A 22,189-nucleotide genomic window follows, 5' to 3' on the forward strand; every position below is an offset into this window, starting at 1 on the left:
TAACGAGTCCATTGTTTAAGAACAGGGGTGCTTCATTATGAAAGCGATTGAAGTTCAATTATCGGTTCACCGGGCTCCAGAAAACAGTCGGATTCACCAAGATCAAATGCAGCGTCCAATCATCGATCAAGCTCAACTTGCTGGACAAGCTTCTACAGAAATCGAACGTTCAAGGCATCGGAGTGCACCTACAATGGAGGCTGCAACAGACGCCAATATTCGCAAAGACGAAGAAAGTCACAATCATCAAGATCCGCATGGAACCAAAGAATCCCATCACAGTGAAACGGAAGCTGGACCGATTGTGGTTGCAGCACCGCATCCTTTTAAAGGGAAACACTTGGACTTGTCGCTGTAAGAAAGGAATTTGAGATGAACGATGCCTGGCTTTATGTAGTTCTGCTTGGTGCCGCTGCTGTTATATATGCTTTTTTGATTCCGAAAAGCAAAACGGCTAACCAACCTCTCGGTAATGAACGAATGGTTCGGGAAGTTGAGAAAACGCTAGAACAGTATATGGCTGAAATGGAAAAAGAAAATGATGATCTGGTTAACTTGTTGGTACAAATTCGACAAGAAACAGGAGCAAAGCAATCGGCGTTGCAAGAACAGCTTGCGGATATGCGCGGACGACTTGCCGATATGGAGAAAACTTCGGGCAAGCATGAAGCGAAAATCGAGCAGTTGTCTTCTGCCGATCTGCGGATTGCTCAACAAGCTGCTGTTCAGCTTCGTAATGAGTTGTTAGAAAAAGCGGTAACCGCTCCGCCGGAGCCGGAAGTATTGCCAGAACCCGAAGATTCTGTTCGACAGCGTTATCCTCAACTGTTTGAGCTACACGATCAAGGAAAATCGGTAGATGCAATCGCCAAAGTGGTTGGGCTTCAACGCGGCGAAATTCAACTGATTTTACGTCTAGCGAAAAGGGAGGAAGGATAGTGTTTAAAAACCGTTCGTTTATGCTAGGTCTTGGAATTGGCATTATCGCCGGAGCTTTATTGCTGCAACTCATGTTGCTTGCGCAAAGCGGCAGAGAAACGTTGCCTACAGACATTGAGTCTGCGACAAACGATGCGCAAAATCAAGAACAAGCCACGCAGACGGAAGAGAATCCTTCTGATTCAGCAGAAGTTCCTGCAAGCGATACGCCAGCTTCTACAGAAGTTACAGAACAGCCAGAAGAACCGGACACTGAAGCTCCTTCTACTCCATCGTCCAATGCGGCAGAAACGCCGGATTCTGGCGAGGAGCCGACTTCATCAGAACCTTCCAAGCCGAATACTTCAGCTACGCCTACAGCACCTGAAAAAACAGCAGATGCAGATATAGACACAGAAACTCAAGCGCCTGCAACGCCCAATAAGCCAGCGTCTTCAAGTAACGTGACCCCGCAAAAGTCAAATGCTGCAGAGTCATCGAACGTATCTTTTGAAATTCAGAGTGGCATGAATTTGCAAAATGTATCTCAAGCCTTAGCCAATGCAGGCATTATAGACGATGCAGCCGCATTTGAACGCCGAGCGCAGCAAGCTGGAGTAAGCGGCAAATTGCAGATAGGCAATTATTCGTTTAGCCAAGACGATTCTTTTGCCGATATCATTCTTGAAATTTCAACGCCAAAAAATGAATAATCTTTGATTGAAAGCTGCTCGTTCCATCTAGGGATCAGCGGCTTTTTTGATTTCAAAACAAAATCGTAAACGTATAAAATAATCGCTTTTAGGCATTGCTTAGTGTAGAGCATTGTGATAAACTAATAAACGGTGTTAAAACACACGCTGATTAATTTTGCGGAAGGTGCTTCGCCCGGGGCGGAGTCTCCACAGAAGATGATTTCAGCGGAGGTACATCAAAAAACCAAAACCATTAGGAGGTGTATGGAGAATGGCAGTTATCTCCATGAAACAGCTTCTCGAAGCTGGCGTACACTTCGGTCACCAAACTCGTCGTTGGAACCCGAAGATGGACCGTTACATTTTCACAGAAAGAAACGGTATCTACATTATCGACTTGCAAAAAACAGTTAAGAAAGTTGACGAAGCGTATAACTTCGTTAAAAGTCTTGCTGGTGAAGGCGGTACGATTCTGTTCGTAGGTACGAAAAAACAAGCTCAAGATTCCGTGAAAGAAGAAGCGGAACGTTGCGGCATGTACTTCATCAACCAACGTTGGCTCGGCGGCACGCTGACTAACTTCCAAACGATCCAAAAGCGTATCGATCGTCTGAAAAAGCTTGAAGCTTGGGAAGAAGACGGTACATTCGAAGTTCTGCCTAAAAAAGAAGTTATCTTGCTCCGCAAAGAGAAAGATCGTCTTGAAAAATTCTTGGGCGGCATCAAAAACATGAAGAAATTGCCTAGCGCGCTGTTCATCATCGATCCTCGTAAAGAGCGTATCGCAGTTGCAGAAGCACGCAAGCTGAACATTCCGATCGTAGGTATCGTTGATACGAACTGTGATCCGGACGAAATCGATTATGTAATCCCAGGTAACGACGACGCGATTCGCGCTGTTAAATTGCTTACTGGTAAAATTGCAGAAGCGGTTATCGAAGCTAATCAAGGCGAACAAACAACTGCATAAGTTTGGCGACGCCCTTACGGACGTATAGCTTAACAGCATTGCAGAGTTAAATCAGAGGGTGGTTGGTGGTGAATAGCCTCTTAACCGCCCTTTTTTTAGGGATAAAAAACCAATACTTATCTGGAGGTAAACAACAATGGCAGTAAATGCGAGCGCAGTAAAAGAACTTCGTGAAAGAACGGGCGCAGGTATGCTCGATTGCAAAAAAGCACTGGAAGAAACAAACGGCGATATCGATAAAGCGGTAGACGTACTTCGCGAAAAAGGTTTGTCCGCAGCAGCGAACAAAGCTGGACGTGCAGCTACAGAAGGTACTGTTGAATCTTACATCCACGCTGGTGGACGTATCGGCGTTCTTGTTGAAATCAACTGCGAAACTGACTTTGTCGGCAAAACTGACCAATTCAAAAGCTTCGCACGTGATATCGCAATGCACATCGCTGCAGCAAGCCCGCTTTACGTTCGTCGCGAAGAAGTTCCAGCTGAAGTTGTAGAAAAAGAAAAAGAAATCTTGAAAGCTCAAGCCCTCAACGAAGGCAAGCCTGAAAAAATCGTTGAAAAAATGGTTGAAGGCCGCGTAAACAAATACTACGAAGAAAACTGCTTGCTTGAGCAGTCGTTCGTTAAAGATCCAGATAAAACAATTTCGCAACTGCTGAACGAAAAAATCAGCACAATCGGCGAAAACATCTCGATCCGTCGTTTCGCTCGTTTCGAGCTTGGCGAAGGTCTGGAAAAGAAAGTCGATAACTTCGTAGAAGAAGTTATGGCTCAAGTTAAGTAATTTAAAGCAATCTTGTAACTAATCGAACAATCACAGCTTCTGTGCATGGGGGGAACACTTGGTGTTCCTTCTTTTTTAACCAGGGTTCCTTCCTTGCCACAGATAGCGGAAAAAAGCGGAGGGTATAATTGATGCAGCCTGCATTTAAGCGAGTGGTACTCAAAGTCAGCGGTGAGTCGCTTGCGGGACAGAACGGGTACGGGATCGATGGATTGATGATTTCGGATATTGCCGAACAAATCAAAGAAGTCGTAGAATTGGGTGTAGAAGTAGCCGTAGTTTGCGGTGGCGGTAATATCTGGCGCGGAATCGCCGGTAGTGCTAGCGGAATCGATCGTTCGACGGCAGACTACATGGGAATGCTTGCGACGGTTATGAACTCGCTTGCGCTTCAAGACGCTCTGGAATCGATCGATGTGCCGACACGCGTACAAACTTCGATCGCCATGCAGCAAATTGCCGAGCCGTATATTCGCCGCAAAGCGATTCGACATCTGGAAAAAGGCCGCGTCGTCATTTTTGCAGCAGGTACAGGCAATCCCTTCTTCTCGACCGATACAACTGCGGCATTGCGCGCTGCGGAAATTGAAGCGGAAGTGATCTTGATGGCGAAAAATAAAGTCGATGGCGTTTATTCGGCTGATCCTTTCGTTGATCCAACCGCAGAGAAGTTCGAACAGCTTACTTATATGGAAGTGCTGAGCCGCAACCTGGGTGTAATGGATTCGACCGCTTCTTCCCTGTGCATGGACAATAATATTCCGCTTATCGTATTTGCCATTACCGAACAAGGTAATATCAAAAGAGTCGTGCTTGGTGAAAAGATCGGGACGACCGTTAAAGGGAGTGTAGATTAATGCCTCAGTCTGTGAAGAAAAATGCGGAAGACCGTATGGGCAAAGCGATTCAATCGCTGCAACGCGATTTGAGCACATTACGTGCTGGACGTGCCGTACCGGCTCTGCTCGACCGTGTACAAGTTGAATATTACGGAGCATTAACTCCATTGAACCAACTTGCCAATATCAATACACCGGATTCTCGGACATTGATGATTCAGCCTTGGGACAAGTCTTCTCTTGCTGAAATCGAACGTGCGATTCAAAAATCCGATCTGGGACTTACGCCATCGAATGACGGAAACTCGATCCGTTTGACGATTCCGGCTTTGACTGAAGAACGCCGCGGCGAACTCGTTAAATTAACGAAAAAGTTCGGCGAAGAAGGTAAAGTTGCGGTTCGTAATATCCGTCGTGATGCGAATGACGATATTAAAAAGATGGAAAAAGGCGAAATTTCCGAAGACGAATCGCGTGGGCATCAAGAAGATATTCAAAAGCTTACGGATAAATATATCGCGGAAGTCGATAAAGTGATTGCTGCAAAAGAAAAAGAGATTATGGAAGTTTAAGACCCCGCGACCCCTCCGTTTCAGGTGGGGTTGTGTCTTTTTTTGGGACATTTTCGGGAGCTGAAGCATGGAGGAGAAAACATGATAAATCGGTTTCGCTCGTGGATCGGTTCAAAAGAACGCGAGCAGACGTCCCAAACAACCGAGCCGTCACTAGATAACGTACCGCAGCATATCGCGATTATTATGGACGGTAATGGACGATGGGCGAAAAAGCGCGGTATGCCGCGAATCGTCGGTCATCAAAGCGGGATGAAAGCCGTTAAAAGGGCTACAGTCGCTGCGGATGAGTTGGGTGTTCGTTATCTCACGCTGTATGCCTTCTCTACAGAAAATTGGAGCAGGCCCAAAGAAGAAGTTGATTTTTTAATGCGGCTGCCGCAAGAGTTTTTGGCTCTGGAACTTGAAGAGTTAATCGAAAAAAATGTACAAGTGCGTATGATGGGCAATATGGAAAATTTGCCGGAACATACTCTAAAAGCGATGCGTGAAGCGACAGCTCGCACTCAAAATAATACAGGGCTGGTTCTGAACTTTGCTTTGAATTATGGAGCGCGAAGAGAAATGGTTGAAGGCATTCGAGAGATTGCCAAACGTGTAGAAGCTGGTGAAATTCAGGTCGAAGAGATCGATCAAGATATGGTTTCCAAACATTTGCAAAGTGTGGATATGCCGGATCCGGATTTATTGATTCGTACGAGCGGCGAGCTTCGTATCAGTAACTTTATGTTATGGCAAATCGCTTATAGCGAGTTATGGTTTACGGATGCGTATTGGCCGGAATTTGGCAGAGAGCATCTGAGAGAAGCGGTAGCCGAATACCAAAGGCGTACACGCAGATACGGCGGTTTGAAATAGCGGCGTCGCCCGGACGGAGGATGAAACGGTGAAACAACGAATAATAACCGGTGTAGTAGCGGGCGTATTATTTTTAGGGCTGTGTGTGCTGGGCGGCTTTGGATACCCGGCGTTGATTATGCTGATGGCACTCGTTGGCTTTTATGAGTTTGCCAAAATGAGCACAGGAGCTCCGTTTCGTGCGGAAGCTTGGATCGGGTATCTGGCGGTCGGGTATTTGACATTTCCTTGGCAAGTATGGGATTTGAATTTTCCGATTCCACCGCAACATGCCATCTGGCTAGCTTTACTCCTTCTGCTATGTGCCACAGTACTCACCAAAAACGAAATCAATATCAAGCAGGCTTCACTGCTCTTTTTGGGAGCGGTATATGTCGGCTTAGGTTTTTATTATATTGCCGCTTCGCGGGAAACTCCTGACGGTCACGGATTGTTTTGGACCTTTTTGTTGCTGCTTAGCATTTGGGGCAGTGATGCAGGAGCTTACTTTACAGGTAAAGCGTTTGGTAAAAACAAACTTTGGCCTGCGATTAGCCCGAATAAAACGATTGAAGGCGCGGTTGGCGGCATTTTAATTGCAGTCGTTATCGCGCTCGGATTTTCCTTGGCGTTCCCTGAACTGCTTCATCCGGTTCGAGGCATGTTGATTGGACTTGCGGCTTCCGTAGTAGGGCAGATGGGAGACCTTATTCAATCGGCTTACAAAAGAACATACGGAATCAAAGATTCCGGCAGCATTTTACCGGGGCACGGAGGCATTTTAGATCGTTGCGATAGTTGGTTGGCTGTATTTCCTTTCGTACATATCCTATTTTTACTTCCTTTTTAGTACGGGAAGTGAGTAACGGAACAAGGTAGAAAGGCAGGAAGGGGACAAATCGCATAATGAAAAAAATAGCGTTGTTAGGTTCTACAGGTTCGATCGGTACGCAGACGCTGCAAGTTGTAGCGGAACATCCCGAACATTTTCAGATTGAAGCTTTGGCGGCCGGAAACAATATCACTTTGCTGTTAGAGCAGATTCAGCAATTCAAGCCTTCTAAAGTATCTGTAGCAACCAAAGAAGCTGCCGAAGTCTTGAAAACGCAAGTGCCAAGCGGAGTCCAAGTCTTTTTCGGAGACGAAGGGTTGATTGAGATCGCAGCGGGTACGAACGCAGATACCGTTGTGACAGCTGTGACTGGAAGTATGGGACTGCCTGCGACACTTGCTGCGATTGACGAAGGCAAACATATTGCGCTTGCGAACAAAGAAACGCTTGTTACAGCAGGTCATATTGTGATGCGACGTGCCCAAGCTAAAGGCGTATCGATTCTTCCGGTAGACAGCGAACACTCTGCGATCTTTCAGTGTTTGAACGGCGAACCGAAAGATCGGCTTTCAAGTATTACGTTGACCGCTTCAGGAGGATCGTTTCGCCATCTCAAACGTGAGCAATTGTCTCAAGTCACCGTAGAAGATGCACTGAAACATCCAAACTGGTCGATGGGTGCCAAAATTACGATCGACTCGGCAACGATGGTCAACAAAGGGCTGGAAGTCATCGAAGCGCATTGGTTGTTTGGGTTGTCTTATGACGAGATTAATGTGCTGCTGCATCCGGAAAGTATCATTCATTCGTTTGTAGAGTTTGAAGACACGAGCATCATTGCCCAGTTGGGCAATCCAGATATGCGTGTGCCGATTCAATACGCACTGACCTACCCGGATCGTATCTCATTAAAATCTAATCGGTTATCACTAGCCCAAATCGGAAAATTGAATTTTCAAGAGATGGATTTTGACCGGTTCCCGTGTTTAAGGATGGCTTACGAATGTGGTAGAATAGGTGGAACCGCACCGACTGTCTTTAATGCTGCGAATGAAGTGGCGGTTGCTCGCTTTTTGAATCGTGAAATTTCGTTTTTGCAGATTGAAGATACGTTAGAAAAGGTCATGCAGCAGCATACCGCAATAGCCGATCCGGATTTGGATACCATTCGCGAAGCCGATCTTTGGGCAAGAAAAATTTCTGCTCAATAACATTGTCAACTTGCTTGCTGTAGATCAATCGGTGCGTGAACCACAGGGAGGATCAGATTAGATATGATGACACTTCAGATCGTCGTGTTAACCGTATTGATGTTTTTTGTTGTCGTTACGGTGCACGAATGGGGGCATTATTATTTTGCAAAACGCGCGGGGATCTTAGTGCGTGAGTTTGCTATCGGCTTTGGCCCCAAGCTATTTTCGTATAAACGAGACGAAACGATGTTCACGCTTCGTTTGTTGCCGCTAGGCGGTTATGCCCGGATGGCGGGTGAAGATCCTGAACTTGATCCGATTCAACCCGGACAAACGATCGCGGTTCGTTTATCGGAGGAAGGCGTCGTCAAAAAGATCTATCTCGATCAATTGGATAATCGTCGTAACGTGGTGATTGGCGAGATCGAACAGATCGATATTGAAGAACGTATGCAAATTTTGTTGAATGTCGATGGCGAGACGCAAAAACTTGAAGTCGATCGCAAAGCAGACATCGTAACACGCGGTCAAGAACTGCAAGTTGCGCCAAAAGACCGTCAATTTCGCAGTAAAAGTGTAGGCAAACGCGCACTGGCGATTTTTGCTGGCCCGTTGATGAACTTTGTTTTGGCATTCGTTTTGTTTTTGATCTACGTACAAGTCGCTGGCGTACCGGATGAAAAAGCAACAGGCATTGAAGTTGCAGATGTGGTTGCAGGCACTCCTGCCGCTTCGTCTAATCTGGTCAAAGGCGATATCATTCAATCGATTGACGGACAAGCCGTGAATGGCGATCTTGCAAAAGTCACTTCATTGGTCAACGCATCGGGCGGCAAAGAAGTCGAGATGTCTGTTGAGCGTGGAGGTCAGACGGTTGAAGTTCCTGTGACGCCCAAGCTTGTGAAAGCGGCAGATGGCAGCGAAGTGCTGCAAGTCGGGATTCAATTAAGTAAACTCAAGCGTACGGCTTCGTTCACAGAAACATTCCAATTCGCTGGAGAATCGTTCAAAAACGGCAGCACCGCAATTCTTGATGCATTGCGCAGACTTGTGTTTGAACGTTTTGATATCAATCAATTGGCAGGGCCTGTCGGTACGCTTCAAGCGACTGGGGAAATCGCAAGCCAAGGCATCGATCAGATGATTCTTTGGACAGCATTGGTAAGTATCAACCTCGGGATCTTCAACTTGTTGCCGATTCCGATGCTTGACGGAAGTCGTTTGATTTTCTTGGGAATCGAAGCGATCCGAAGACGACCGATCGATCCAAACAAAGAAGGCATGGTGCATTTTATCGGCTTTGGTCTGATTTTCTTACTCATGATCGCCGTGACGTATAACGATATTTTGCGCATTATTAAAGGCTAGACAGATAAAAAGGCTTTTTCTATAAACGGAGGGACATACATGGCAAGCGATAAACAAGATAAGCAGTTCGTTACAGAAATTACTCCACAAAGCGAAGATTTTTCCCGTTGGTATATCGACGTCATCAAAAAAGCGGAACTGATGGACTATGCACCGGTTCGCGGATGTATCGTTTTCCGTCCTGAAGGTTATGCAATCTGGGAAAATATTCAGCAAGAAATGGATCGTCGTTTCAAAGAAACCGGTCACCGCAACGCTTACTTCCCGATGTTGATTCCAGAAAGCTTTTTCCAAAAAGAAAAAGAGCATATTGAAGGATTCAACCCAGAGCTTCCATTCGTGACTGAAGCAGGCGGCGATATTTTGGAAGAACGTCTTGCGGTACGTCCGACTTCGGAAACGATGTTTGGTCATATGTATGCAAAATGGATCAAATCGTACCGCGATCTACCTGTTCTGATTAACCAGTGGGCGAACGTAATGCGTTGGGAAAAACGTACAATGCCATTTTTGCGTACCAGTGAGTTTTTGTGGCAAGAAGGCCATACAGCGCATGAGAACGAACAAGACGCACGCGAAGAAACTATGCGCATGTTGGAACTGTACCGTGATTTCGTAGAAGACTTCTTGGCTATGCCGGTCGTTATGGGTCAAAAAACACCTTCCGAAAAATTCGCGGGTGCGATGGACACGTATTCGATTGAAGCGATGATGAAAGACGGCAAGGCGGTACAAGCCGGAACTTCTCACTACATGGGAACCAACTTTGCGAAAGCTTTTGAAATTCAATATTTGAACCGCGATAACGAACTGGAGTTCACCCATACGACTTCGTGGGGAACAAGCACACGTCTGATCGGCTCGATGATTATGGCTCACGGTGATGATCGCGGTCTTGTCATTCCTCCAAAAGTTGCACCTACACAAGTAGTGTTGATCCCAATTGGGCCGCCGAAAATGCGCGATATGGTCATCGAACGCGCAGATGCTTTGTTTGCAGAACTTAAAGCAGCAGGAATTCGCGTGAATATGGATGATCGTGCAGATGTGCGTCCAGGTTGGAAATTCAATGAATACGAAATGCGCGGTGTGCCGGTACGTATTGAAATCGGACCTCGCGATATCGAAAATGGCGTTTGCCTACTCGCTTCACGTCTGGGCGGCGACAAATTGACGGTTCAGCTCGACAATGTCGTAGCTGAAGTGAAGCAATTGCTCGACGATGTACAAAAAGGCATGTTCGAGCGTGCGCTCGAATTCCGCGCAAGTCATTTCCATTCCGTCGATAACTTGGACGAAATGCGTACGCAAATGGAACAAAAACGCGGATTCTTCTTAGCCGGATGGTGTGGAAGCGAAGCATGTGAAGATACCGTTCGCGCCGAAACAGGCGCAACAAGCCGTAATATTCCGTTTGATCCACAAGAACACAAAACAACTTGCGTCGCTTGCGGAGAAGCTGCGAAACATACGGTTGTTTTTGCAAAAGCGTATTAATTTTTAATCACAACGTAACACCGGGAATGAAGCTTCCGGCGGCGAGGCGAAGAACGTTGCCCGCTGCGGAAGCTCTTCGCTTTTTACGAAACAAAAAGGGGGACATACGATGAGTGAGACGGCGGAGCGCAGGCAGCGTCTTGAATTGCTGATGAAGCAGGCAGAGATGCCCGCTAGCGCGGCGGACCCTTATTTTAACGATGGCTATATTGATCAAGTCGAAATCAGTCGCTCGAATCGGGATTGGAAAATTGTGCTGATCAAAGACACATTGGTTCCGGCTCAAATCTATCGAACATTTTGTTTGCAGATTCAAGAGCGTTTAAAACATATTGCGAAAATTCGTTTTTTGTTTCAATACACGGGCGAAAATCGTCAAAGCGAGATTGTATCCGAGTATTGGAAATTGTTTATCGAGTGGGCACAGCGGGAGATTCCGTCTGTAAACGGATGGATGGCGCGTGCCCAAGCGGTCACCGAAGGGAATGTGACGACGGTTTCGTTTGCCGATGCGATGTCGCTCGAGCTTGGGCGCAAACGCAATATCGACCGCGCTTTGACCGATTTTTACGCCAAGTATTTCGGGCTGCAATTGCAAGTGAAGTTGAACGTTGGCGAAGGTGAAGCTGCGGCGCAAGCTGCCAAAGCCGAATTCGACGAGATGCGTAGACGCGACGAACAAGCTGCTATCGAAAAAATGATGGCGGAGATCGATGCCGAGATTATCGCAGGCGAAGAAGACGAAAGTGGCGAGATTGTCAAACTCCAGATTGGTTACGATATTCGCGATGAAGCCATCCCGCTGCAAACGTTGCAAGACGAAGAAAAGAAAGTCACGATTCAAGGTCTGATTTTCGGTCTGGATCGCAAAGAGCTTCGTAACGGAAGTACGTTGTTCACGTATTATCTGACCGATTATAGCGATTCGTTGCAAATGAAAATGTTCGCGAAAAACAAAGACGATCTCAAAGTCATGAGTTTGCTGGCTAACGGAAAATGGGTGAAAGCTCGCGGACGCGTCGAGATGGACCGCTTTATGCAAATTCCTGAACTTGTCATGATTCCTTCTGATCTGATGGAAATCAAGTCACCGCCGATTCGCCAAGACAATGCGGAAGAAAAGCGCGTCGAATTCCATCTGCATACGAAAATGAGTACGATGGACGCGGTATGTTCGATCGAAGAATACGTCAAACGCGCGGCAAAATGGGGACATAAAGCGATCGCGGTTACCGATCATGGCGGCGTTCAATGTTACCCGGATGCAGCGAAAGCCGCGAAAAAGAACGGCATCAAAATGATTTATGGCGTAGAAGCCAATGTCGTGAATGATTCGGTTGCGGTCGTGCTGAATCCTCGCGAAGGCGAATTGAAATCGGCGGAATATATCGTATTCGATATCGAGACCACGGGTTTGTCGATCACGCAAAACAAAATTATCGAAATCGCGGCGGTCAAAATGAAAGACGGTCAAGAAACCGATCGTTATTCGACGTTTGTCGATCCGCATGAACGAATTCCTTACCATATTCAACAATTGACGAATATTACGGACGATATGGTGCGGGGCGCACCGGAGATCGATCAAGTCATTCGCGAATTCGTTGAATTTGCAGGAGACGGGATTCTGGTCGCGCACAACGCGAGATTCGATATTGGCTTTATTCAAGCGACGCTCAAAAACTTCGATTTGCCTCCAATGGAAAATCCGGTATTGGATACGTTGGAGATGGCAAGATTGCTGCATCCAACGATGAAAAATCACCGGTTGAACACATTGGCAAACCGTTATAAAGTTTCGCTGGAAAGCCATCACCGCGCGATCGACGATACGATTGCTTTAGGCGGCATTTTGAACGGTTTGATCGAAGACGCCGTGAAAGAACGCAATTTGAACAACTTGAGCCGTTTGAATGATTTCGTCGGCAAAGATTTGTCGAATGCGAGACCTTTCCACTGCGGGATCTATGCACTGAATGATGTCGGCAAAAAAAATCTGTATCGACTTATTTCGATGTCGCACACCGAACATTTCAAACGTGTGCCTTGTATTCCAAAATCGAAATTAGAAAAAATGCGCGAAGGGCTATTGATTTTGTCCGGTTGCGAAAAAGGTGAATTTTTCGAAGCCGTGTTAAACAAAACGGTCGAAGAAGCCGAAGATATTGCGAATTTTTACGATATTCTCGAAATTCAACCTCTTACGATGTATATGCACCTGGTGGACAAAGGCCTGGTAGGGAGCGCGGAAGAACTCAAAATCGCAGTCGAAAAAGTATGCAAAATCGGTAACAAGTTGAATAAACCGGTTGTCGCGACAGGCAATGCGCACTATTTGGATCCACGCGACAAAATGTACCGGGATATTACGATTCACGGCATTACAGGCTTTAGCCCGCTTAAAGACCAAAACAAACCCGATGCGCATCTGCGTACAACCGAAGAGATGTTGGAAGAATTCAAATTTTTGGGCGAAGAAAAAGCAAAAGAAGTGGTGATCACCAACACATCTGAACTTGCGGATCGCTTCGAAGAAATCACCTTATTCCCTTCGGAATTGTATACGCCAGTTATTGAAGGTGCCGATCAAGAAATTCGCGATACCTGCTACAATACAGCCAAACAAATGTATGGAGAAGAATTGCCGGAAGTCATTGTCGCAAGGCTTGAAAAAGAACTTGTTCCAATCATCAAGTTCGGCTTCTCCGCCAACTATTTGATTTCCGAACGTCTTGTGAAAAAGTCCAATCAAGACGGATATTTGGTCGGTTCTCGGGGTTCGGTCGGTTCGTCTGTCGTTGCGATGTTCCTTGGGATTTCCGAAGTTAATCCGTTGCCGCCTCATTATACGTGCCGCAATCCGGAATGTAGGCATAGCGAATGGTTTTTGGACGGTAGCGTGCGTAGCGGATTCGACTTGCCAAGTAAAGAATGTCCAAATTGCAATTCAATGATGCTTGGCGAAGGGCACGATATTCCGTTTGAGACGTTCCTAGGTTTTAAAGGCGACAAAGTTCCCGATATCGACTTGAACTTCTCGGGTGAATATCAGCCGCAAGCGCATAATTTTACTAAAATCATGTTTGGACCCGACAATGTATTCCGTGCAGGAACGATCGGTACGGTCGCGGAAAAAACAGCATTTGGTTTTGCGAAAAAGTATGAAGAAGAACATCAGAAACGTTGGCGTTCTGCGGAACTGAACCGTCTCGCTTCTGGTTGTACCGGCGTTAAGCGCAGTACCGGGCAGCACCCGGGCGGTATCGTCGTATTGCCGGATTATATGGAGATCGAAGATATTACTCCGGTGCAGTTCCCTGCGGACGATGTGAACGCCGAATGGAAAACGACCCATTTCGATTATCACGCGTTTGACGAAAACTTGCTTAAGCTCGATATTCTGGGGCACGATGATCCGACCATGATGCGGATGTTGCAAGACTTGACCGGGGTTGATCCAACCTCGATTCCGATGAACGATCCCAAAGTGATGAGCATGTTTAATTCGACGGATGCGCTTGGCGTTACGCCAGAGCAGATTCGTACTCCAGTAGCGACATACGGCGTACCCGAGATGGGAACAAAATTCGTACGTCAAATGTTGATCGAAGCCAAACCTTCGAGTTTTGCCGATTTACTTCAAATTTCCGGATTGTCTCACGGTACCGGAGTTTGGCTGGGCAATGCCGATCAGTTGATCAAAAACGGAACGTGTAACATCAAAACCGTAATCGGTTGTCGGGACGATATTATGTTGTTCTTGATCTACAAAGCCGACATGGATGCGGGACTCGCCTTCAAAATCACAGAAAGCGTACGTAAAGGCAAAGGGCTTCCGCAAGAATGGATTGACGAAATGAAGCGCTGCAAAGTGCCGAACTGGTACATCGATTCTTGTCTGAAAATCCAGTACATGTTCCCTAAAGCCCACGCGGCCGCTTATGTTATTTCGGCGGTACGTACCGCCTACTTCAAGCTTTATCATCCGATCGAATATTATGCGACGTATTTCTCGGTTCGTGCTGCCGACTTTGATATCGAGTTGTTCTGTCAAGGATACGAAGCGATCGGACGCAAAATCGTAGAGATTGAGCAAAAAGGATTCCAAGCGCAACCGAAAGAAAAAGCGATGTTGCCGATTTTGGAAATGGCACTGGAAATGACCGCACGCGGATTTACGTTCAAATCTATCGATTTGTATCGTTCGGATGCGCATAAATTTATCGTGGACGAGTCCAGCCTGATCTTCCCGTTCTCTGCTTTAGCCGGTCTTGGCGAAAATGCAGCGAAAGGTGTAGCAGCGGCTCGCGATCATGGTGAATTCTTGTCTATCGAAGATTTCCAGCAAAAATCGAAAGCTTCGAAAACGATCATTGAATTGCTTGGACAGCTCGGTTGTTTCCGTGGTTTGCCTGAAAGCAATCAGCTTTCGTTGTTCTAAAAAGAGCGTAACGACGCGCTTTGTAAAGCCCTTGTACTTGTCACCATTACGGTCTTGTGGTACAATATCTATAGGATTTTGGAGTTAGACACAGTGGGAGATAGAACTTTGTGTAGAGAGTGGGGAAACCCACTCTTTACTTTTGGGCTGATATCTTCTGCGCCGCCCTAGCGGACGGAACTAGATAACGCTTGGAGGGTGAATGCTTGAGCACACCGAACATTAAAACAACCGTAGAAGAGATGATCGAACCTTATTTGAACGAACAGGGTTTTGAACTGGTCGACGTAGAATACGTTAAGGAAGGCAGCAATTATTTCCTTCGCGTTTACGTAGACAAAGAAGGCGGCATCGATATTGACGACTGCGGGCAGATCAGCGAGTACATGAGCCAGAAATTGGATGAAAACGACCCGATTGAAGAAGCGTACTTCCTGGAAGTTTCTTCGCCCGGAGCTGAACGTCCGCTCAAAAAAGCGGAAGACGTGCTGAAGGCAGTCGGCAAAGACGTTTTCGTGACGACTTACGAACCGATCAGTGGGTCCAAAGAATTTGAGGGCAAACTGCTTTCGTTTGAAAACGGAGAGCTTGTAATCGCGTTCGGCAAGAAACAGGCAGCTGTACCTTACGACAAGGTCGCTAGCGCCAGACTGGCCATTATTTTCTAATATAGATAGTCCTTGAAAGGGGGAGCGTTGGGCAAATGAGTACGGATTTCATTGAAGCTTTAAATGAGCTGGAGCGCGATAGAGGGATTAGCAAAGAGGTGCTTTTCGAAGCGATCGAGGCAGCTTTGATCTCAAGTTACAAACGCAACTTTAATACAGCTCAAAATGTTCGTGTGGATATGAATCGCAATACTGGGGTAATTAAAGTATATGCGCGCAAATTGGTAGCAGAGGAAGTTCTGGACGAACGTACAGAGATTTCGCTGGAAAATGCGCGAGAAATCAACCCGCATCTGCAAATCGACGATATTGCGGAGCTTGAAGTTACACCTCGCGATTTCGGACGTATTGCGGCGCAAACGGCGAAGCAAGTCGTGACGCAGCGTATCCGCGAAGCGGAACGCGGTCTGATCTACAACGCTTTTGTAGACAAAACCGAAGATATCGTAACGGGAACGGTGCAACGTATGGATGCCCGCAACTTGTATGTGGATCTAGGCAAGATTGAGGCAGCTATGCCATTGACTGAACTGATGCCGGGCGAGAAGTTCGCGCATAACGAACGGATCAAAGGCTATATCACCAAAGTCGAGAATACGACAAAAGGTCCTCAAATCATTTTGTCTCGTACGCATCCAGGATTGCTTAAGCGTCTGTTCGAGCTTGAAGTGCCGGAAATCTTCGACGGTGTTGTCGAAATCAAATCGGTCGCTCGTGAAGCCGGTTTCCGTTCGAAGATCGCGGTATATTCCCGAAATCCAGAAGTAGATCCGGTCGGTTCTTGCGTAGGTCCGAAAGGGATTCGCGTACAAACGATCGTGAACGAACTTCGCGGTGAAAAGATCGATATCGTAAATTACTCCGAGAGCGTAGAAGAGTATGTAGCGAACGCGTTAAGCCCTTCTAAAGTAATCGAAGTCGAAGTGTTCGAAGCTGAGAAAATGGCTCGCGTTATCGTGCCGGATTATCAATTGTCTCTGGCAATTGGGATCAAAGGTCAAAATGCGCGTTTGGCTGCCAAATTGACCGGCTGGAAGATCGACATCAAAAGTGAAACTCAAGCCGAAGAAGAATTCGGCAGAGAACGTACTTACGATGGCGAAATGCCGCAAGACTCCGTTTCTATCGATTAATCGCGAATTTAGATCATCGACGGATCAGCTGTCGTAAGCGAAAGCGGGGGCGTTAAGATGAAAACCAAAAAAGTGCCGCTGCGTAAATGCGTAGCTAGCCAAGAAATGTTGCCGAAAAAGGAATTGATCCGTATTGTCCGCACTCCGGACGATCGTATCGAGATTGACCTGACAGGCAAAAAATCCGGTAGAGGTGCTTATCTGCGCGCGGATGCGGACTGTTTTAAGCTTGCTCAAAAAAACAAGTCGCTTGATCGTGCGTTGAAAAAGCCTGTACCGGCTGAAATCTATGAACAACTCGCTCGAGATTTTATCGAGGTCGAACAACAATTCCGTGAAAATCAGGAGAGACAAACAGACGATGAATAATGAGCTTTCGGGACTGGGGCTGGCAATGCGTGCCGGGAAAATGGTCAGCGGAGACGAATTGGTCACCAAAGCTATCCGGTCGCGTGAAGCCAAATTAGTCGTTTTGGCCGGCGACGCCTCACCCAACACCCAAAAAAAGTTTCGCGACAAATGCGCTTCATACGGCATTCCCCTGCTTGTTGGTTTTGACCGAGAGCGGCTAGGCGCCAGTATCGGTAAGCCGGAACGTCTTGTGCTCGCATTAACCGAACAGGGATTTGCCGACATGATCCGCAGGAAACTGGGGACAACGTCGGAGGTGGAGTATATTGAGTAAACCAGAAAACAAAGTTCGGGTCTATGAATACGCCAAATCGCTTGACATGAGCAGCAAAGAAATTATTACCATTTTGAAAAAGCTCGAAGTGCCGGTGAACAATCATATGAGTGTGATGGAACCGGAAGCAGTTGGCAAAGTGGAACAATTTTTTAAAAGCATCAAGTCGAACGCTTCGCAGCCGGCATCTCCAAGTAACAAGCCGCAATCGAACGGTGACAATCCAATAAAAAATTCACAAGAAAAGCAGGTAGGTATGAATAATAAACCTCAAACTCCAAATAGTAGTCAGTCGCAAAGTCAAGGCGGTAACCGTCCTCAGGGCAACCGCAGTTCTTCAGTAGGTGGCGGTCAAAGCCGTCCACAATCCGGTGGTCAAGGTGGACAACGCTCCGCAAGCACGACTTCGCAAAACCGTGGTCCGTCTTCTTCAAGTAACAGCAGCTATGGCGGTAACCGCAGCGGCGGTACAGGCCAAGGGGGTCAAGGTAGCCAAGGCGGTAATCGCAGCGGTGGCCAAGGTGGTCAACGCAGCGGCGGTCAAGGCGGACGTCCGGGACAACGTCGTGACGACAACCGTGGTGGATTCCGCGGCGGTCAAGGCGGTCGTGGTAAAGGTGGACGCGGGGGTAACCGCAATAACCAACCGCCAAGAGAGAAAATCGACAATACACCTAAGAAAATTATCGTTCGCGGTACAATGACCGTTGGCGAAACAGCAAAACTTCTGCATAAAGATGCTTCGGAAGTTATCAAAAAGCTGATTATGCTAGGTGTAATGGCAACAATCAACCAAGAACTTGATTTGGAAACGATTCAGTTGTTGGCAGGCGATTTTGGCGTTGAAGTTGAAATCAAAATCCCGGTTGAAGACGATCGTTTTGAAACGATCGAAGAAACCGATGAAGAAGCTGATCTGAAAGAGCGTCCTCCGGTTGTAACGATCATGGGACACGTCGATCACGGTAAAACGACGCTTCTGGATGCGATTCGTTCGACGAACGTAACAGGCGGCGAAGCCGGCGGTATCACGCAACATATCGGCGCTTACCAAGTTGAAAACAACCACAAAAAAATTACGTTCTTGGACACTCCGGGTCACGAAGCTTTCACAGCTATGCGTGCTCGCGGTGCGCAAGTTACCGATATTACAATCATCGTTGTAGCGGCAGACGACGGCGTTATGCCACAAACCGTCGAAGCGGTTAACCATGCGAAAGCGGCAAACTTGCCAATTATCGTAGCGGTAAACAAAATCGACAAACCGGGTGCTGATCCGGACCGCGTCAAACAAGAATTGACAGAGTATGGTCTGGTACCGGAAGAGTGGGGCGGCGACACCATCTTCGTTAACGTATCCGCTAAACAACGTATGGGTCTGGAAGGTCTGCTTGAAATGATCTTGCTCGTAGCCGAGGTCAACGATTATCAAGCGAACCCAGACAAACGTGCTCGCGGTACAGTGATCGAAGCCGAGCTGGACAAAGGACGCGGCCCTGTGGCTCGTATCTTGGTTCAACACGGTACATTGAAAGTCGGCGATGCTTTCGTAGCAGGTAACTGTTTCGGACGTGTACGTGCGATGGTAAATGATAAAGGTCGTCGATTGAAGGAAGCTGGCCCTTCGACTCCAGTCGAAATCACGGGTCTGACGGAAGTGCCACAAGCGGGCGATCCGTTTATGGTCTTCGAAGATGAGCGTAAAGCTCGCAGTATCGCAGACAAACGTTCGATCACACAACGTGAATCGGATATGGGTGCGAACACTCGCGTTACGCTTGACGATCTGTTCAAGCATATTAAAGACGGCGAGATCAAAGATCTCAATGTGATTATCAAAGGTGACGTTCAAGGTTCGGTCGAAGCGCTCAAAGGATCGCTTGCGAAGATCGAAGTCGAAGGCGTTCGCGTTAAGATCATTCACAGTGGCGCCGGTGCAATCAACGAATCGGATATTATTTTGGCGGCGGCTTCGAATGCGATCGTAATCGGATTCAACGTTCGTCCAGATAACCAAGCTTCGTTGACAGCAGAGCAAGAAAAAGTCGATATTCGTCTGCATCGCGTTATCTACAACGTGATCGAAGAAATCGAACAAGCGATGAAAGGCATGCTCGATCCGATTTTCAAAGAAACGGTTATCGGTCAAGCCGAAGTTCGCAGCACGTTCAAAGTTACCAAAGTCGGCGTAATCGCAGGCTCGATGGTTATTCAAGGTAAAATCGCGCGCAACGCGGAAGCTCGTCTGATCCGTGGCGGCATCGTGATCTATGAAGGTAAGATTGACTCGCTCAAACGCTACAAAGATGACGCAAAAGAAGTGTCTCAAGGCTATGAGTGCGGAATTACGCTCGATTACAACGATATCAAAGAAGGCGACATCATCGAAGCCTACGTGATGGAAGCTGTCGAGCGCTAAAAGCGAGGTGAAAAAAGATGGCGAAAATTAGAGTTGGCAGAGTTGGAGAAGAGATTAAAAAAGAACTCAGCCAGATGATTCAGAGCGAAGTGAAAGACCCGCGGATCGGATTTGTGACCGTCACTGACGTTGAGGTGACGGGCGATCTGTCCGAAGCGAACGTATACCTGAGTATTTTCGGCGATGAAGATCAGAAGAAACAATCGCTTACCGGTATTACAAAAGCAACAGGTTTCCTACGCACTGAAATCGGCAAACGGATTCGTTTGCGTCATACACCAGCATTGTTCTTCCACCTCGACGAATCGATCGCATACGGCAACAAGATCGAGACGTTACTTGGACAGATCAAGTCGGAAGATGAACCAGACAAAGCCAAACAAGAGCATAAAGGAGACGGCGATGGTGACCTATGAGCAGGAATTGATCGATGCGAAGCGTTTTATCGAACAGCACGATGACTTCCTGGTCGTGGCGCACGTACAGCCCGACGGAGATGCAGTCAGTTCTACCCTTGCGGTGGGCTGGCTTCTCTCGCGTTTGGGGAAGACCTTCACAATGATTAACGAAGGGCCGATCCCTGAGCGTATGACCTATATGGAAGGCGCTTCGCAAATTTTGGATATGAGTATGACAGATCGTACACGTACTTACAGTAATGTGATTTGTGTGGACTGCGCGGATTATAAGCGAGTTGGGCTCGTTTCCGAATGGATCGAAGAAGGAAATATGCTTAACATCGATCATCATCCAACCAACGACCGTTACGGAACACAGACGTTGATTAAAGCTGATGCAGCGGCAACAGCCGAAATCTTATACGATTTGTTGACCGTGTTCGATGTGTCTTGGGATCGTCCGGTTGCGGAAATGTTATACACCGGTATTTTGACCGATACAGGAGGTTTCCGTTATTCCAGCACATCGCCCAAAGTCATGCAGATTGCTTCGCACTTGCTTGAGCTTGGTGTGAATGGTCCGGACCTTGCAGACTCGCTGTTGGAGCAATTGACGAAGCCGCAATTTGACGTGTTGACTTTGGCGTTAAGTACGCTTGAAATGTCAGACGATCATCAAGTGGCTTGGGTTCATGTGACACCTGAGCATATGATTCAGACCGGAGCATCGAACGAAGATTTGGAAGGAATCGTCAACTACCCGCGCAATATTCAAGGCGTAGAAGTAGGCGTTTTATTCAAAGTCATTAACGAAAATGCAGTCAAAGCCAGTATGCGCTCGGCAGGCAAAGTTGATGTAGCTGCAATTGCTGCTGGATTCGGCGGCGGCGGGCATATACGCGCAGCAGGCTGTCGCCTGGAAGGTACGCTTGCTGAAGTGACGCATCTCGTGATTGAAAGGATCAAACAATCGCTATGAACGATTTTGACGGCGTACTGCCGGTATATAAGCCCGCAGGCATGACTTCTCACGACGTCGTTGCCAAATGCCGGCGATTGCTTAAAATGAAACGAATCGGTCATACCGGGACACTTGATCCTTCTGTAACCGGAGTACTTCCTCTTTGCTTGGGACGTGCAACGCGTATGGTCGAATACTTGCAAGAAATGCCCAAAGAATATCGCGCTGTACTGAAATTTGGCATCGCAACAGACACCGAAGATTTAACAGGTACCGTCATCGAAGAAATGGCGCAGACCGGAATTACCGAAGAACAAGTGCGCGAAGCGTTAACAGACTTTATCGGTCCGATTATGCAGACGCCGCCGATGTATTCGGCAATTAAGATCAATGGGAAACGACTTTACGAATTGGCTCGGGAAGGCAAAACGGTCGAACGTAAAGCGCGTGAAGTTGTGATTCATGAATTGGAAGTTACCGGATTTGAACCTGGCGATCAGCCAGAAGTTTCTTTGCGTGTTTTATGTTCCAAAGGGACGTATATCCGTACGCTTTGCGTAGATCTCGGCGCGAAATTAGGCGTACCGTCTACAATGGCAAAACTGGAGCGGACATTATCTGCGGGCATCGGTTTAGACGGCTGTCTCACTTTTGAAGAAATTGCGGAAAAAGTCGAAGACGGTACTCTTGCCGATGCGTTGATCAAATCAGATAAAGCGGCTGTACATCTTCCCGAACATGTCGTCGATGAAAGCCGATTGGAAAATGCGCTGCGTGGACAAAAACTATCCGCTTGGGCAGTTCTTCCTTCTGTAGAAGGTGCACAGCGTGAATTTCGATTGTATGCACCGGATGACCGTTTTATCGGTATTTATAAATGGGACGCAGAAGTTGAAAAAGTCGTTCCGGTTAAAGTATTTTTGCCTTAAAGTTATCATTGCGTACAGATGAAGTAGAGATCGAGCGATAATACGACGAA

The 22,189-nt window shown here is 47.2% G+C and carries 21 protein-coding genes; all 21 read left to right on the plus strand.

Features of this window, described 5'->3' with window-relative positions; all coding sequences use genetic code 11:
- Nucleotides 1-37: 37 nt before the first annotated feature.
- Complete coding sequence (locus NOM90_RS10140) at nt 38-358, plus strand: hypothetical protein (RefSeq protein WP_255941721.1); 321 nt, start codon at nt 38-40, stop codon at nt 356-358.
- Nucleotides 359-372: 14 nt separating this feature from the next.
- Entirely contained in the window at nt 373-939 is a 567-nt protein-coding gene (locus NOM90_RS10145) for a hypothetical protein (RefSeq protein WP_255941722.1), read from the plus strand.
- Nucleotides 939-1,631: a hypothetical protein gene (locus NOM90_RS10150; RefSeq protein WP_255941723.1), complete on the plus strand. Its 693-nt coding sequence runs from the start codon at nt 939-941 to the stop codon at nt 1,629-1,631. The genes NOM90_RS10145 and NOM90_RS10150 overlap by 1 nt, the downstream gene beginning before the upstream one ends.
- Before the next feature lie 253 nt (nt 1,632-1,884).
- Complete coding sequence (gene rpsB, locus NOM90_RS10155) at nt 1,885-2,583, plus strand: 30S ribosomal protein S2 (RefSeq protein ID WP_255941724.1); 699 nt, start codon at nt 1,885-1,887, stop codon at nt 2,581-2,583.
- Nucleotides 2,584-2,719: 136 nt separating this feature from the next.
- A complete protein-coding gene (gene tsf, locus NOM90_RS10160; RefSeq protein ID WP_087800906.1) occupies nt 2,720-3,367 on the plus strand; it encodes a translation elongation factor Ts in 648 nt (215 codons plus the stop codon).
- A 128-nt stretch (nt 3,368-3,495) separates the two neighbouring features.
- Nucleotides 3,496-4,224, plus strand: a complete 729-nt coding sequence (gene pyrH / locus NOM90_RS10165; RefSeq protein WP_255941725.1) for a UMP kinase — start codon at nt 3,496-3,498, stop codon at nt 4,222-4,224.
- A complete protein-coding gene (gene frr / locus NOM90_RS10170; protein WP_255941726.1) occupies nt 4,224-4,778 on the plus strand; it encodes a ribosome recycling factor in 555 nt (184 codons plus the stop codon). Before pyrH ends, frr begins: the two co-directional genes overlap by 1 nt.
- Before the next feature lie 81 nt (nt 4,779-4,859).
- On the plus strand, nt 4,860-5,636 hold the full coding sequence (locus NOM90_RS10175; RefSeq protein ID WP_255941728.1) for an undecaprenyl pyrophosphate synthase: 777 nt from the start codon (nt 4,860-4,862) through the stop codon (nt 5,634-5,636).
- 28 nt (nt 5,637-5,664) lie between these two features.
- Nucleotides 5,665-6,465, plus strand: coding sequence for a phosphatidate cytidylyltransferase (locus tag NOM90_RS10180; protein WP_255941730.1), 801 nt, complete (start codon nt 5,665-5,667; stop codon nt 6,463-6,465).
- A gap of 56 nt (nt 6,466-6,521) precedes the next feature.
- Nucleotides 6,522-7,658 (plus strand): 1-deoxy-D-xylulose-5-phosphate reductoisomerase, encoded by a 1,137-nt coding sequence (locus NOM90_RS10185; protein ID WP_255941732.1) that lies wholly within the window; start codon nt 6,522-6,524, stop codon nt 7,656-7,658.
- 63 nt (nt 7,659-7,721) lie between these two features.
- On the plus strand, nt 7,722-9,008 hold the full coding sequence (gene rseP / locus NOM90_RS10190; protein WP_255941734.1) for an RIP metalloprotease RseP: 1,287 nt from the start codon (nt 7,722-7,724) through the stop codon (nt 9,006-9,008).
- 39 nt (nt 9,009-9,047) lie between these two features.
- On the plus strand, nt 9,048-10,505 hold the full coding sequence (gene proS, locus NOM90_RS10195; RefSeq protein WP_255941736.1) for a proline--tRNA ligase: 1,458 nt from the start codon (nt 9,048-9,050) through the stop codon (nt 10,503-10,505).
- 109 nt (nt 10,506-10,614) lie between these two features.
- A complete protein-coding gene (locus NOM90_RS10200; protein WP_255941738.1) occupies nt 10,615-14,946 on the plus strand; it encodes a PolC-type DNA polymerase III in 4,332 nt (1,443 codons plus the stop codon).
- A gap of 206 nt (nt 14,947-15,152) precedes the next feature.
- Complete coding sequence (gene rimP, locus NOM90_RS10205; RefSeq protein ID WP_255941740.1) at nt 15,153-15,614, plus strand: ribosome maturation factor RimP; 462 nt, start codon at nt 15,153-15,155, stop codon at nt 15,612-15,614.
- Nucleotides 15,615-15,649: 35 nt separating this feature from the next.
- Nucleotides 15,650-16,747: a transcription termination factor NusA gene (gene nusA / locus NOM90_RS10210; RefSeq protein ID WP_255941742.1), complete on the plus strand. Its 1,098-nt coding sequence runs from the start codon at nt 15,650-15,652 to the stop codon at nt 16,745-16,747.
- Nucleotides 16,748-16,804: 57 nt separating this feature from the next.
- On the plus strand, nt 16,805-17,116 hold the full coding sequence (gene rnpM / locus NOM90_RS10215; protein ID WP_255941743.1) for an RNase P modulator RnpM: 312 nt from the start codon (nt 16,805-16,807) through the stop codon (nt 17,114-17,116).
- Nucleotides 17,109-17,432 carry a L7Ae/L30e/S12e/Gadd45 family ribosomal protein gene (locus tag NOM90_RS10220; protein ID WP_255941744.1) on the plus strand — a complete coding sequence of 108 codons (324 nt, stop codon included), beginning with the start codon at nt 17,109-17,111 and terminating at the stop codon, nt 17,430-17,432. Before rnpM ends, NOM90_RS10220 begins: the two co-directional genes overlap by 8 nt.
- The gene (infB, locus tag NOM90_RS10225) at nt 17,425-19,851 is read left to right on the plus strand and encodes a translation initiation factor IF-2 (protein ID WP_255941746.1); all 2,427 of its coding nucleotides are present in this window, start codon (nt 17,425-17,427) and stop codon (nt 19,849-19,851) included. The genes NOM90_RS10220 and infB overlap by 8 nt, the downstream gene beginning before the upstream one ends.
- Nucleotides 19,852-19,868: 17 nt before the next feature.
- Complete coding sequence (rbfA, locus tag NOM90_RS10230) at nt 19,869-20,267, plus strand: 30S ribosome-binding factor RbfA (RefSeq protein WP_255941747.1); 399 nt, start codon at nt 19,869-19,871, stop codon at nt 20,265-20,267.
- The gene (locus NOM90_RS10235; protein WP_255941749.1) at nt 20,254-21,228 is read left to right on the plus strand and encodes a DHH family phosphoesterase; all 975 of its coding nucleotides are present in this window, start codon (nt 20,254-20,256) and stop codon (nt 21,226-21,228) included. Before rbfA ends, NOM90_RS10235 begins: the two co-directional genes overlap by 14 nt.
- The gene (gene truB, locus NOM90_RS10240) at nt 21,225-22,139 is read left to right on the plus strand and encodes a tRNA pseudouridine(55) synthase TruB (RefSeq protein ID WP_255941750.1); all 915 of its coding nucleotides are present in this window, start codon (nt 21,225-21,227) and stop codon (nt 22,137-22,139) included. The genes NOM90_RS10235 and truB overlap by 4 nt, the downstream gene beginning before the upstream one ends.
- Nucleotides 22,140-22,189 lie beyond the last annotated feature (50 nt).

Origin of the sequence: Saccharibacillus sp. JS10 (assembly GCF_024436065.1) — a bacterium.
In the GTDB taxonomy this organism is placed as follows: domain Bacteria; phylum Bacillota; class Bacilli; order Paenibacillales; family Paenibacillaceae; genus Saccharibacillus.